The 13277-nt window shown below is 68.8% G+C and carries 12 protein-coding genes; 2 read left to right on the forward strand and 10 right to left on the reverse strand.

Going from position 1 to position 13277, the window contains the following annotated elements:
- Positions 1 to 132 precede the first annotated feature (132 nt).
- Together ACWDA7_RS02725 and ACWDA7_RS02730 are read right to left on the reverse strand one after the other, a co-directional pair.
- Positions 133 to 522, reverse strand: a complete 390-nt coding sequence (locus ACWDA7_RS02725; protein ID WP_450602424.1) for a GntR family transcriptional regulator — start codon at positions 520 to 522, stop codon at positions 133 to 135.
- A gap of 1133 nt (positions 523 to 1655) precedes the next feature.
- Entirely contained in the window at positions 1656 to 2657 is a 1002-nt protein-coding gene (locus ACWDA7_RS02730) for a helix-turn-helix transcriptional regulator (RefSeq protein WP_450602425.1), read from the reverse strand.
- 91 nt (positions 2658 to 2748) lie between these two features.
- Here ACWDA7_RS02730 and ACWDA7_RS02735 point away from each other — a divergent pair, with 91 nt between their 5' ends.
- Positions 2749 to 3153, forward strand: coding sequence for a VOC family protein (locus ACWDA7_RS02735; RefSeq protein WP_450602426.1), 405 nt, complete (start codon positions 2749 to 2751; stop codon positions 3151 to 3153).
- A gap of 295 nt (positions 3154 to 3448) precedes the next feature.
- Here ACWDA7_RS02735 and ACWDA7_RS02740 read toward each other — a convergent pair whose 3' ends face one another.
- Positions 3449 to 4900 carry an MFS transporter gene (locus ACWDA7_RS02740; protein ID WP_450602427.1) on the reverse strand — a complete coding sequence of 484 codons (1452 nt, stop codon included), beginning with the start codon at positions 4898 to 4900 and terminating at the stop codon, positions 3449 to 3451.
- A 386-nt stretch (positions 4901 to 5286) separates the two neighbouring features.
- Positions 5287 to 5859: a CGNR zinc finger domain-containing protein gene (locus tag ACWDA7_RS02745; RefSeq protein ID WP_450602428.1), complete on the reverse strand. Its 573-nt coding sequence runs from the start codon at positions 5857 to 5859 to the stop codon at positions 5287 to 5289.
- A 193-nt stretch (positions 5860 to 6052) separates the two neighbouring features.
- Between ACWDA7_RS02745 and ACWDA7_RS02750 the strand changes: the two genes are divergently transcribed.
- Entirely contained in the window at positions 6053 to 6868 is an 816-nt protein-coding gene (locus tag ACWDA7_RS02750) for an alpha/beta fold hydrolase (RefSeq protein ID WP_450602429.1), read from the forward strand.
- Between the two features lie 100 nt (positions 6869 to 6968).
- Here ACWDA7_RS02750 and ACWDA7_RS02755 read toward each other — a convergent pair whose 3' ends face one another.
- From ACWDA7_RS02755 to ACWDA7_RS02780, 6 genes are all read right to left on the reverse strand, one after another.
- Positions 6969 to 7826 (reverse strand): MBL fold metallo-hydrolase, encoded by an 858-nt coding sequence (locus ACWDA7_RS02755; protein ID WP_450602430.1) that lies wholly within the window; start codon positions 7824 to 7826, stop codon positions 6969 to 6971.
- A gap of 33 nt (positions 7827 to 7859) precedes the next feature.
- The gene (locus ACWDA7_RS02760) at positions 7860 to 8054 is read right to left on the reverse strand and encodes a hypothetical protein (protein WP_450602431.1); all 195 of its coding nucleotides are present in this window, start codon (positions 8052 to 8054) and stop codon (positions 7860 to 7862) included.
- 47 nt (positions 8055 to 8101) lie between these two features.
- Positions 8102 to 8587, reverse strand: coding sequence for a DUF6841 family protein (locus ACWDA7_RS02765; protein ID WP_450602432.1), 486 nt, complete (start codon positions 8585 to 8587; stop codon positions 8102 to 8104).
- Between the two features lie 343 nt (positions 8588 to 8930).
- Positions 8931 to 9284: a nitrite reductase small subunit NirD gene (gene nirD / locus ACWDA7_RS02770; RefSeq protein WP_450602433.1), complete on the reverse strand. Its 354-nt coding sequence runs from the start codon at positions 9282 to 9284 to the stop codon at positions 8931 to 8933.
- The gene (nirB, locus tag ACWDA7_RS02775) at positions 9281 to 11878 is read right to left on the reverse strand and encodes a nitrite reductase large subunit NirB (protein WP_450602434.1); all 2598 of its coding nucleotides are present in this window, start codon (positions 11876 to 11878) and stop codon (positions 9281 to 9283) included. Before nirB ends, nirD begins: the two co-directional genes overlap by 4 nt.
- Positions 11878 to 13110, reverse strand: coding sequence for an NAD(P)/FAD-dependent oxidoreductase (locus ACWDA7_RS02780; RefSeq protein WP_450602435.1), 1233 nt, complete (start codon positions 13108 to 13110; stop codon positions 11878 to 11880). Before ACWDA7_RS02780 ends, nirB begins: the two co-directional genes overlap by 1 nt.
- Positions 13111 to 13277 lie beyond the last annotated feature (167 nt).

The following is a 13277-nucleotide window of genomic DNA, read 5'->3' on the forward strand; positions in this document are numbered from 1 at the left end:
CGTCGGCACTTCTGCGCGGATGAAGCGGTCAGCGGCAGAGGTCCTTTTCAGCTGGTCTCGCCTCTCGGCGTGTCCTGCCGGTGTGTCGGAGGCCGGCGGCGGAGTGCTACTTGGCGACCTCTTCCGTCCTGATCAGACTGTGTCGATGCTTGCTAAGGCGTGACGGATCGCCGCGAGGGCTTCTTCGTCGGTGGCATTGAGCTGCTTTGCAGCAGCCGCGAAACTGTTGGCGTATTCCTGGAGCTTCGCCTTCAGGTCGGTCTCGGGCGCTGGGGCGATGACCTGCGTACCGGAGCCTCTGCGGCTCCTGACGAGACCTGCGACCTCCAGTTCGCGGTAGGCCCGCACCACGGTGTTGTTTGCCAGCCCGAGGTCGGAAGCAAGTTGGCGCACGGATGGCAGCCTGTCGCCCTTTCGTAGTCGGCCGACGGAGATGAGATCGGCCAACTGCGCGCGGATTTGCTCGTAGGGCGGGACAGGGGAAGGGTGCATAACCCTGATGCTGACGTCGTTTGCGGTCACGGTTGTGCCTTGAGGTAGACCTGTGGCAGCAGCGAGACGCATAGGCAGTGACCTGCAGTTATAGCCGAGGTGAGGGCAGTGACGGCTAGCCCCCACAGCGCCAGATCCTTCATTTCTCCTCCACAGGACCAGCTCAGTACCACGACTCCCATCGTCAAGGAGACGCCGAAAAGAGGAGCGCTCACGAGTACTCCCCATGCGCTGATCGCCGCCCGCGCTCCGGTGCGGTGTTGCTCATCGCTTCCCGACCCGGCCGTGATACGGCGTAGAAGTAGTACGCAGGCAACGGTACCGAAGGTGAGACCGCCGAGAATCGGCCACGCGTAGTAAGGGCCGGGCCAGGGAGACAGCAGTTGCCTCCCCGCTGGGCACGTGACGGACAGGGCGCGCCCTGAGTGACCGGCAGTGTCTGCTGAGGCTGTTGCTGCGGCGATGATCAGCAGGGTCACTAAGGCGACTGCCTGCCCGGCCACGGTGGCGGTCAGGGCGCGCGGCACGTAGTCCCGTATGCGGCGTGGTGTCATGTGAGCGACTCGTAGCCTGCCAGGGCTCTGGCGTGCGACCAAGTCTGCTGCGAACGCACCCGCCATGACGCAGAGACCGAAAACGGAGAACTCGTACAGCAGATCCACGTCTGACTCATGGCTGAAGGAGGCAAGCGAATTGACAGCCAGACCGATCGCTGCGCCGACCCACCGCACGGGAGTCGCAAGTCCCTCCCGCCAGGCGTGATCCCTTCCTGCTGCAGTAGGCATACCGGCCCCTTCCCCCCGCAAGTTTATTAACTGTCTGACACAATTGCCCGGCGGCCGAACTGTGTCAAGTAGTTGATACGCATGTTTTCTCGCGCAAGCGTCCGTTGTCGTTGCCGTCAGGAGCCGCCGGGGGTCTGTCTGCACCTGCATCTGCTCCGCCGGCCTCCGGTTGACAGCGCCGCGCGCCGGCGTGAGAGGGGCCCTGGTGCTGCGCCCGGGACGGTTCGCCGAGCTGTGTTGAGTCTCAGCGCGGTCGCCGAAGGAAGGCGACGATCTCACGTCAGACAGACCAGATGGAAACTGACTTGAGGCCCGGCTGACCAGCCACTCGACGGTCATTGCCGAAGTGCCCGGCCCGGCCGCGGAGTTACTCTCGGGCTACTTGTCCCTTGCTTCTTCGCTCGTCAACGGCACCCCTTGCCGGGTGCGAGAGGTGTCGCTCTCTGCGCACTGGACAGCCTCGGTGAACTGCGCCACCCGACGGTGGACCGCCTCGTAAACCTCATCGGATGCGACCAGGCGGAGCGGTGTCGGCAAACGGAACAACGCGGCAGCGAGGCTGTCGGGAGTGACGCCGCCGATCGTGATGCAGGTGGTGTCCGGACCGTCGGCCCGGCAGCTGCCCAGGTGGGGCGGAACGATGTGGCGTGCCCGCGCCAAGGGCACAGCGACTCGCGTAGTCGCGTAGTACGGATAGTCGCTTACCAGCATCTTCGTCACCATGTCAGCGGCGTCCGGCGGGTCATCGAGTTCAACGCTGACCCCTGTCGTCTGGGCGGCGATGATGCGGTCCGCACGGAACGTCCGCCATTCATGCTTGGCCACGTCGAACGCGACCAGGTACCACCGGTTCGGGCTGCGAACCAGCCGATGTGGATCCACTCGCCGTCTGGTCTCGGTGCTGCGGGCATCGCGGTACGTGAGCGACAGCCGTTCCCCGCGGTGGCAGGCGGTCGCGATTTCAAACAGCAGCGGGACGGCGACTCGGCCGCGTTCGGCCTGCATGATGTCGACGGAGCTGCCGTCCACCGCGTCGATTCGCTCGACGACCCGCGCCGGCAGCAGGTGCCTCAGCTTGAGCAACGCCGACATCGTGGCTGGGTCGTCGCCAGGGGCCTCGCGGAGCGCGGCGAACACCGCGAGGGCTTCCTCGTCGTCGAGTGTCAGGGGCGCCATTCGCTTGCCGGGGCCCAGGCGATAGCCGCCGTATGGGCCGCCCTCGGAGTCGATGCCGTACCCCGCTTCGCGCAGGCGGGCGATGTCGCGGCGCACGGTCCGTTCGGTGACGCCCAGCCGCTCGGCGAGCTCGCCGTTCGTCCATGACGGCCGGCTGGACAACACCGCGAGCAGTCGCAGCAGGCGGGCTGAGGTGGCGGTCACATTTCCGATGCTAATCGAGACCAGGACCGGAACAGTCCTGGTCTCGCACTACGGTTCTGGCGTCTTCAGTGCTTCAGAGAGGGATGAGACAGTGATCGATCATGTTTTCCTGACGGTGAGCGACATGGACCGCTCAGTCGAGTTCTACAACCAGACGTTGAAGCCGCTGGGCATGAGCCACGTGATCGACTTCGACGGCTCGACCGGTCCGCAGGGGCACCCCGACCTCAAGGGGTTCGGTACCGACACGGCTTTTGTGCTCTGGTTGCGCGACGGCGTCAGTGAGGGACGTGCCGCGCATGTCGGCTTCACCGCGCCATCGAAGGAGGCGGTCGACGCGGCGTATACGGCGGCCATGGCGGCGGGCGCGACCGACAATGGCGCACCCGCGGACCGCCCGTACTACGCTCCCGGGTACTACGCGGCCAACGTCTTCGATCCTGATGGGTACAGCCTCGAGTTCACGTACAAGGCGTGGCAGCACCCGAAGGATTGACCTGGGGTTTTTCGCAAGCTCGCGTTGACGGGCGGTGATCCAGCCTCACCTTCTGTGGAGAGTAGCGGAACGGGTGGGGCCGGTTGCCTTTCCCACTGTGCTCCTCCGTCGAAGGATCGATTCCCTTCCGGAGAAACAGGATTCCCATGGATGTAAGCGGGGGTTTGCACAGGAACCGTTGGAGGAAGGCGCCCACGCTCGCCAAGGCGCTACCCGCCGCTCATCACCTCGCATAGGTGCTCGTATCGATCGGAGCAGTCAACGGGCCGGAGGACCTGGCCGAGCGGCATGACGACTACATCCGGATGCCGTGATCACCTGCCCCCTGGTCGGCGGACTCCAGCCCTTTCCGCACCGGCGTGCCCACGGTCGGCGCTTCCCCGCCGTCCGCGGGGGCGTCCGGTTGGGAGCGGCGCCGCCCCGGTAGCACGATCGCGGTGACTGCGCCCGCCGCGCAGATCGCGCATCCCAGTACGGCCGCGAACCTGTAGCCGACGGGGTCCGGCAGGATGGCTCCGACCCTGGTGTGGGACTCGAGTACCGCGGCGCTCAACGCGCTTCCCATGGCGAACCCGACGTAGCGGAGCACCTGGTTGAAGCCGATGGCGCTCCCGACCTCCCTGGCCGGCACCGAGTTGACGACCAACCCGGGGACCAAGGCGAAGACGCAGCCGACACCGAGGCCCGCCACGCCCATCACGACGAACAGTTCCCAGAGGCCGGATCGGTTCAGCCCGAACCACAGCATGGACAGGAGGATGACGCCGCAGGACAGCGGCAGCGTCAACCGCCAGGACAAGCGCTGTGCCACCAGCGGGACGGCCCTGCTCGCCGACAGGCTGCCGGCCGAGAATGGCAGCAGGATCAGCCCGGCGACGACAACTGACACCCCGAAGCCGTGAGCCGGGCCGGCGGGCGTCTGGGCCAGCCGCGTGACCAGGGACAAGAGCAGGTACATACCCATGCCCGCGACGAGCCCCATCAGGTCGGCGGTCAGTACGACACGGTTGCGGAGCTGGCGCAGGTCGACCAGCGGCTGACCGGTGCGCAGCTCGTACACGATCCAGACCGCCAGGCACGCCAGCGACGCGGCACACACGCTGATCAGCGTCGGCGATGTCCAACCCCAGGATTCGCCCTCGCTCAGCGCGAGCAGAAGCCCGCCGAGGACCGCACCGAACAGGATCGCGCCCACCGCGTCGGGACGGCGCGGCGCCAGGTGCCGGGTGTGCGGCAGGACGATCACCGCGGACATGAGGGCGATGCCGCTGACCGCCGCACCGAACCAGAAACTGGCATGGAACCCGAAGACCTGGGTGATCAGACCGGTCAACGGATACCCCAGGCCGACGCCTGACACGGTGGTGATCGAGAGCAGCGCGATGACCGAGCGGGAACGCTCCGTCGGCAGGTTGTCCCGGGCCGTCGCGATGGTCAGCGGGATCAGGCCGAGCCCGACGCCCTGGAACGCCCGGCCCACGACCAGCCAGACGAAGCCGAACGGAAGGGCCGCCAGCGCGCTTCCCACCAGCACGAACGACAGGGCACCCAGAATCGTCGGGCGCCGTAGCGGACCGTCGCCCAGCCGGCCCATCGTCGGGGTGGCAACCGCCCCGACCAGCAGAGTGACGGTCAGGGACCACTGGGCTTCGGAGAGTGGCACGTGGTCGGCGCCGGCGATGGTGGGAATCAGCGGCGCACCGAGGCTGCTGATCACCGCCACCACTGTGCCCACGTACACGAGCACGGGTACCAGTGCTCGGCCATGCAAGGTGGGATCCGATGTGTGCGCGGCCATGCCTGCTCTTCCCATCAGTCGATTGCCTCCTGAACCAGACCAGTGCCGAGGAGATCGGGGACCAGGTGGGCACAGGTCACACCCACTACATGTAATCGACATCCAGTTTAGCCCATTACTTCATGGCTGTGGTCTGGTCGCACTTCGACGTCGCGTGGCAGGAAGGGCTCGCCGCCGCGCACGGTGGGCTGCCGAGGCGGAAGGGCGTCTGGCGGAAGAACGTGCCGCCGCCCGGGCGGGCGCACGGGAACGAGCAGCGCCTCTTGAAGGCGGCGGCGATCGTGGACGGGCGAGCCCGGTACCGATCACCCCGCCTCGTCGCGCCGGGGCGCACGTCAGCGCGTGGACCGGGCCTTGTGCCTGGCTCGATACGCGGCCACGTTGTTCCTGTTGCCGCAGACCTCGTACGAGTGCCAACGCTGAGTGCGGCTGCGAGTGGTGTCGTAGAAGGCGTGGGCGCAGGTCTCGTTGGCGCAGGCGCGGATGCGCCCCCAGGTGCCGTCGGCGACGAGTCCCGCCACCGCGATGGTGATGCCGCCGATCACGGGATCGCCGCCGATCTGCTGCAGCGCCACCTCTCCCGGCGCCGCGAAGACCTGCCTCAGTGTGATCGAAGACGACCACCGCGTGATCTGTGCCCAGCCGGCTGCCGTTTCCTCGGGTTCCGACGCCGTGACGATGTCAAGGAGGGCCGCACGCAGGTCACGGACCTCGGCGATGAGGCTCGGTGTCGGCTGCTGCCCCTCGGGCTGACCGAACGGGCGCAGGATCTTGCTCGCCGTCTGCGGACTCTCGAGCGTGTCCGGAAGGGCCGGGTTGATGCCGTGGGCACGCGAGTTGAGCAGATCCACGATGGCCGCGGCAGTGGCGGGGATCGACCGCGCGGTGCCCTGTCCTTCTCTGCTCACGCCAGCACCGTACCACAGGGTCTTTTCGCGAAAGAGGCTTACATGTCGGCAGGGGGCCGTGGTAGGGAGTAAGTGTCTAATTCGATAGGTCATTACACTCCGCCGTTGTCCCTGTCGATCTCGTCGACTGGTGGCCGCCTCGCGAACGAAGGGTCGGTCACTCGACTCGCGGTGTCTGTCAGAGGAGAAGAACATGAGTGAGATCAAGCCCCGATTCCGGACGATCGACGGGTTGTCCATCCGGTACGCCGAGAGCGACGAACCCCGTGACTGCGACGCGCTGCTGCTGAGCCCGTGGCCGGAGAGCCTGTACGCCTTCGACGCGACCTGGTCCCGGTTGGCCGAGCACGCTCACCTGATCGCGGTGGACCTGCCGGGGTTCGGGCACTCCGAGCTGCGGGAGGACCTGCTCTCGCCCAAGGCGATGAGCGAGTTCATCGTGCGGCTCGCCGACACCTTCGGGCTGGCGAAGCCCCACGTCGTGGGCCCTGATATCGGCACCAGCGCGGTGCTGTTCGCCGTGGCCCGGCACCCGGACCGATTCCGCAGCGCGGTCGTGGGCACCGGTGGGGCGGCAGTCCCGCTGCAACTGGGCAGTCCCTTGCGCGAGTGGGTGCATGCCGAGGACCTGGCGCCGTACCGGGCCATGAACCCCAAGACCATCGTGACGGTCGCGGTCGACAAGATCGAGGGCTACGAGCTTCCGGAGGAGGTGCGCGAGGACTACCTCGCGTCCTACGTGGGACGGCGTTTCGTCGACCAGATGGCCTACGTTCGCGCGTATCCCGCCGAACTGCCGGTCCTGGGCGACCTGCTGGCCACCGTCGAGACGCCGGTCCAGATCATCAACGGCAGCAAGGACCCGGTGGTGCCGGTGGTCAACGCCGAGTACCTGCACGAGCGCCTGCCCCACAGCAAGCTCGACATCATCGAGGGGGGACACTTCGTCTGGGAGGAAGCGGCGGAGGAGTACGCCAACGCCGTCACCGCCTGGTGGCAGGAGAACTGACCCAGCTGATGTCCAGCCCTGGCCGAGCCGCCCCGGTGGGCGTCGGCGTGAGCCACGCCGACGCCCACCGGATCGTCGAGCCCGGCGCCGCGAGAGGTCTTCACCCAGCGGTGGGCCGGCCGATGACCGCGACGACGCTGCGCCACAAGGCCTTCGGGTTGGCGTACCCGGGGAACAGCCGCATCATCTCGTCGAAGAACTCCTCGGGTGTGCGGGTGCCCTCTGCGGCGAGTCGTTGGAACGTGTCGAGGTAGGTCCGCGTGCGCTGGACGGCGCCCGCGTCGTCGGGCTGTGCCTTGTCCTTGTGGCCGGCCACCGCGTACGTCGGATCCAGCGCCTCGATCGTGTCCAGCGCCCGGTACCACGCCTGAAGTCCCCCGTCGCCGGATTCGTTGAGGTATTGGTGACAGTGGTTGTAGACCGAGTCGCCCGCGACGAAGAGGCGGACGGACGGTACCCACAGACCGGTTGTGTCGTCGGTGTCGGTGTGGCCGAGTTCGACCGCCTTCAGAACGTTGCCCTCCAGCTCGATGCCTTCCGCCGGGATGATCTCCGGGTGGATCTCTCCTTCGCAGACCTGCCCCGGGAACCGGGCGTCCCACTGCTCGCCGCGGGTCTCGTGCTGCTTCCTGATGGACCTGGCGGTTCCGGCGGTTGAGTACACCCTTGCTCCGGGGAACCGGTCGAGCAGTGCGGGCACGCCGAACCAGTGGTCGCCGTGGCCGTGGGTGATGTAGATCGCGGTCAGGTTTCTGCCGAACGAGGCGATCCAGTCGCCGATCACGCGAATGTGTTCGTGTGTCCATGGGGTGTCGACGAGGACGGCGTCGCGTTCACCGGTGATGAGCGTCGATGACATGGGGGATGCGACCGCCGGGTGGCCGTGCGGCACCGGGGGCGTGCCGTGTTCGGGGGTCGGGTCGGCGACGTGGACGTGAAAACGAAGGTCAGATGCCATGGTGCGTGACTTTCCTTTTGTGCCTGGTGCTCATCAGCTGGTCGCGGCGGGCTTGAGATGCTGGATGAACCAGTCCGTGGCCCTGCCACCTGTCTCGTCGAAGTGGTCGACGTACGCGCCGAAGTGCCCGCCCTCGTAGGCGATGAGCTTCTTGGGCTCGCCGGCGCGCTCATATGCGGCAAGCGTGCTGTCTGTCGGCGTCCTCGTGTCGCCTGTGGCGACGATCATGAGCGGAGGGCCCGACGGGGTGAACCGCTGCGCGAGGCCGGCGGAGGTCACAGGTCCCCGCCCCGGTGGATGGGCCACACCTCGTCCAGCGTGTCGGAGTCGGTGAGGGTGGCCTCGATCGTCACGATACGCAGCCCGTCGCTGCCGCGGGCGATGACGAAGTGAACAGCCAGGCGCTCGATCTCCGAATCGTCAGCGCGGCGACGCGACCAGATGACGTCAATGGCGCCACCGTCCTTGTTGAACACCACCACACGGCGGTCGAGCACCGCGGTGTGTGTGTAGCCCGCGGTCCTCAGGCGGTCGAAGGTGACCTTGAACCATGCGGTGACGTCCTCCGCCGTGGGGGCGAGGGTGACGGGCCCGCTGTCGTCTCCGACCCAGAGCGGGGCCGCCCAGTAGTCGCCGATGAAGGAGGCGTCGTGTGAAGTCTCCACGGCCGTGACCCACCGCGGCAGGTAGGTCTCGAAGAACCAGTCGGTGATCTCGGTGTACGTCTCGTCGAGCTCGGGCCGGGTGGACGATGGCGCCATTGCTGAACCTCTTTCTGGATGCACGAGCCGGCCACCGTGGACGCGACAGGCCTGCGTCCCCCCTCGTATAGAAATAAGCGTAGAGCGTTTACCTCTTACGGCAAAGGCTCAAATCAACCGCTCACAGACTTTTTACTCGCAATATTCGCCATCCGAACCATCAGTAGTGTTGTCATTACGATTCGGTCCTGGCTGGGCGGCCTCTCCGCACTGTTTCTGACGCCCGTGTCGGCAACGCGCTCAGCTCTCATGTGTTCTCACTCCTCCGCGCGGGGCTTCGTGGCCCCGGACACGCAGTTCAGAGAGCCGAGTGCACACCCTGTGCGGGGACGCCGCCCGGCGGTCAGGCGGTGCGTACCTCGTACACCGCCACGCGCACCTTCTCGTCGTCCAGGCACTGGCCCGACGTGAGGTCGAAGCGCTGCTTCAGCAAGGGGGAGGCGACGAACGGGCGGCCCTCGTGAGTGCCCGTCAGGCCGCGGGAGAGGACGGCGGCGCCGCTGAAGGGGTCACGGTTGTCGATGCCGTACAGTCGGCCCGCGCGGTCGCGGAAGACCGCCGCCTGGCGGCCGTCGGGCAGAAGTGCCGCCACCCCGCGGCCCGCAACGAGCAGGCCCAGGTCGCAGACGGTGAGCCAGCGGTCGTGGTCGAGGCGGATCCGGACCTCGGGGCCTCGCGTGCCGGGTGCCGGTGTCATCGCTGCGCGCTTCCTTCCAGGGGGCGGGTGCCGAGCGTCAGCAACGGCAGGTCGGGCTTGATCTGGTCGCGCTCGGGGACGAAGCCGACCATCGGGTCGGGGGTGCCGGGGGCGTTCACGAAGGACACGAAACGGGCCAGCCTCTCCGGGGTGTCGAGGGTCTGCGCCCACTCGTCGCGGTAGTTCGCCACATGTGCCGCCATCAGCGACTCGAGTTCCTCGCAGATGCCGAGGGAGTCATGGACCACCACGTCCCGTACGTGGTCCAAGCCGCCGGGGATCCGCTCCAGCCACACCGAGGTGCGCTCCAGGCGGTCGGCCGTGCGGATGTAGAACATCAGGAAGCGGTCGATCAGGCGGACCAGTTCGGCGTCGGACAGGTCCTGGGCCAGCAGGTCCGCGTGACGCGGGGTGGCACCGCCGTTGCCGCCGACGTAGAGGTTCCAGCCCTTCGCCGTGGCGATCACGCCGAAGTCCTTCGACCGGGCCTCCGCGCACTCGCGGGCACACCCCGAGACCGCCGACTTCAGCTTGTGCGGGGACCTCAGGCCCCGGTAGCGCAGCTCCAGGTCGATCGCCATGCGCACGGAGTCCTGGACGCCGTAGCGGCACCAGGTCCGGCCCACGCACGACTTCACCGTCCGCAGGGCCTTTCCGTACGCGTGCCCCGACTCGAAGCCCGCGTCCACCAGCCGGGCCCAGATCAGCGGCAGTTGCTCCACCCGCGCGCCGAACATGTCGATCCGCTGGCCCCCGGTGATCTTCGTGTAGAGGCCGAAGTCGCGGGCGATCTCACCGATCACGATCAGCTTCTCCGGGGTGATCTCACCACCGGGGATGCGGGGCACGACCGAGTACGAGCCGTTCCTCTGCAGGTTGGCGAGGAAGTGGTCGTTGGTGTCCTGCAGGGCCGCCTGTTCGCCGTCCAGTACATGGCCGTCGGCGCCGATCGCCGGGGCCAGCGAGGCGACGACCGAGGCGATGGCCGGCTTGCAGGTCTCGCAGCCGTCGCCGCCGCGCGCGCCCTCGCGCCCGTAGCGGTCGAGGAGCTGCTGATATGAGGAGATGCGCAGGGCGAGGACGATCTCGTAGAGCTCATCGCGGGTCTGCGAGAAGCAGCCGCACAGCCCCTTGTCGGCCACGACGCCGCTCGCCTCCAGCTCGTCCGCGACGAGCCGGCCGAGCACCTTCTCGCAACTGCCGCAGCCCGTACCGGCCTTGGTACACCTCTTCACCTCGGGCACGGTCGAGCAGCGGTGCTCGGTGACCGCGTCGCGGATCGTGCCCTTGGTGACGTTGTGGCAGGAGCAGACGACGGCCCCGTCGGGCAGCGCGGACGGGCCGAGCTGGACCGGGGCGCCGGACCCCGCGGGCAGCACCAGCTGCTCGGGGGCGACGGGCGGTACGGACCCGGTGAGGGCGCGCAGGGTGCCGTACGCCTCCGCGTCGCCGACAAGGATGCCGCCGAGCAGTTCCCCGTCGCGGCCGATGACCAGCTTCTTGTACGTGCCCGAGCGTGAGTCCGCGTAGACGACGTCGAGGCAGTCCGCGGTGATGCCGTGCGCGTCACCGAAGGACGCCACGTCGACGCCCAGCAGCTTGAGCTTGGTCGACAGGTCGGCGCCGGTGAACGACAACTGCTCCGCCTCGTCGTCGGCGATCGCCGCGGCGGCCGTCCCGGCCATCTCGTACCCCGGCGCGACCAGCCCGTACACCCGGCCGTCCGCGGCCAGCGCGCACTCGCCGATCGCGAACACCCGCGGGTCGGACACCGTGCGGCACTGCTCGTCCACGGCGATGCCGCCGCGCTCGCCGACCACGAGCCCGCAGTCCCGGGCGAGCTGGTCGCGGGGGCGGACCCCGGCCGAGAACACGACCATGTCGGTGGTGAGCACGGAGCCGTCGGAGAGCTTCATGGCCGTCACCCGGCCGTCCGCGTCGGCGACGATCTCCTGTGTGCCTGTGCCGGTGTGCACGGTCAGGCCCAGACCCCCGACGGTCCGCAGGAGCGCGGCGCCGCCGCCCTCGTCGACTTGCGCCGGCATCAGGCGCGGCGCGAACTCCACGATGTGGGTGGCCAGGCCCAGCCCCTTGAGTGCGCCGGCCGCCTCCAGACCGAGCAGACCACCGCCGACCACGGCCCCGGTGACCGCCCTTGTCCTGGCGTACTCCTCGATCTCCAGCAGATCCTCGATGGTGCGGTAGACGAAGCAGCCTTCCGCGTCCTTGCCGGGGACCGGTGGGACGAAGGGGTAGGAGCCGGTGGCGAGGACGAGGGTGTCGTAGGCGACGGTGAGCTCGGAGCGGGTGGTGACCGTCCGCGTGTCCCGGTCGATCGTCAGGGCCGGGTCGCCGAGGTGCAGCTCGATCCCGTGCCGCTCGATGAACTCCCGGTCGGTCAGGGACAGTTCCTGGGGTGTGGTGCCCGAGAAGTACGAGGTGAGCCGGACCCGGTCGTAGGCGGGGCGCGGCTCCTCGCACAGCACGACCACGCGGTGCGTGGCGGTCAGGCCGCGCTCGGCCAGCGCTTCGAGGAAGCGCTGGCCGACCATGCCGTGGCCGACGAGCACGAGGGTGGGGGTGGCCGTGGACATCAGGAGCCTCCGTCGTTGGTGAGCAGGTGGAGCAGGTGGGCGTCGGCCGGGAGCGGCTCGGCCTCCTCCCAGGCGCGGGCGAGTGCGCCGACGGTGCCGAGTGCGCCGACGAGCACCCCGCCGACGAGGCGGCCGTCGCGGACGACGACCTTGCGGTAGGTGCCGCTGACGGCGTCGGCGAGCTGGACCGTGTCGTCGCCCGGCCCCGGGTCCGTCTCGCCGAAGGCGGCGAGGTCGAGGACGGCAGGACCGGAAAGGGTGAGCCGGGTCAGGGCACGGGTGCCGGTGTAGCGGGCGGCCGGGCCGCCCGGCAGGCCGGTCCCGGACGCGATCAGTCCGGCGAGGACGTCGGCCTGTTCGAGGGCCGGGGCGGCCAGCCCGTACACCGTCCCGGCGTGCTCGGCGCAGTCGCCGATGGCCCGGATGTGCGGGTCCGAGGTGCGCAGTTCGTCGTCGACGAGGATGCCCTTGCGGACGGCCAGTCCCACCTCCTGGGCCAGTCCCACCCGCGGGCGGACGCCGCAGGCCAGGACCACGAGATCGGTGCCGAGGGCGTAGCCGTCGGCCATCTCCACGGAGCGGACCGCCCCGCCGAGGGTGCGCACGCCGCGCACCCGCGTCTCGGTGTGGATCTCCACGCCGAGGCCGCTCAGGTGGTGGTGCAGCAACCGGGAGGCCTGGGGGTCGAGCTGGCGCTCCATCAGGCGTTCTGCCTGCTGGGCGAGGACGACATGGGCATCGCGGGCGGCGAGCGCGCGGGCTGCGGAGACGCCGAGCAGTCCGCCGCCGACGACGACGGCGCGCACCCCTTCGCGCACCGCCCCGGCGAGCCGCAGGCAGTCGTCCAGGGTGCGGAACGCGTGCACGCCCGCGGGAAGTTCCTGCCTGTCGCCGTCTAGCAGGCCGCGCAGGGGCGGGAGCACGGGGTTGGAGCCGGTGGCGAGGACGAGCGTGCCGTAGCCGATCACCGAGCCGTCGGCGCAGTGCAGCTCGCGGCGCACGCGGTCGATCCGGACGACCCGGGCGCGGACGAGGCGCTCCGGCGCCGGCAGGGAGATCACCTCGGGCGCGTAACGGCCGGCCAGGACGTCGGCGAGCAGGACGCGATTGTAGGGGGCGTGCTCTTCCTCGCCGACGAGCAGGGCGGGCATGCCGAGCTCGCCGAGCCGCCGGGCGAGACGGGTGCCCGCGAGTCCGGTGCCGATCACCACCACACGCGTGTCCGAGGTCATGCACCGCAGCGTGCGGTGCCGACGTTACCCGGCCGCATCACGGCCGTTTCCCGTGAGGAACGCTGCCCTCAGCGTGGGCGGGGCGCGGCTGTGAGGGTGCGGTGCCGCCGCCGCTCGTGGTGAGGTCCCGTCGGGCAGGGACCCGGCGCCGGTTCCGCGCCTTCGGG

The sequence above is a fragment of the Streptomyces sp. NPDC001156 genome, assembly GCF_053598275.1.

Bases quoted from the DNA above. Each gene is read 5' to 3' on its own strand.
- ACWDA7_RS02750 (WP_450602429.1), top strand. From the start codon at position 6,053: ATGAGTGAGATCAAGCCCCGATTCCGGACGATCGACGGGTTGTCCATC.
- ACWDA7_RS02755 (WP_450602430.1), bottom strand. From the start codon at position 7,826: ATGGCATCTGACCTTCGTTTTCACGTCCACGTCGCCGACCCGACCCCC.
- ACWDA7_RS02760 (WP_450602431.1), bottom strand. From the start codon at position 8,054: ATGATCGTCGCCACAGGCGACACGAGGACGCCGACAGACAGCACGCTT.
- ACWDA7_RS02765 (WP_450602432.1), bottom strand. From the start codon at position 8,587: ATGGCGCCATCGTCCACCCGGCCCGAGCTCGACGAGACGTACACCGAG.
- nirD (WP_450602433.1), bottom strand. From the start codon at position 9,284: ATGACACCGGCACCCGGCACGCGAGGCCCCGAGGTCCGGATCCGCCTC.
- nirB (WP_450602434.1), bottom strand. From the start codon at position 11,878: ATGTCCACGGCCACCCCCACCCTCGTGCTCGTCGGCCACGGCATGGTC.
- ACWDA7_RS02780 (WP_450602435.1), bottom strand. From the start codon at position 13,110: ATGACCTCGGACACGCGTGTGGTGGTGATCGGCACCGGACTCGCGGGC.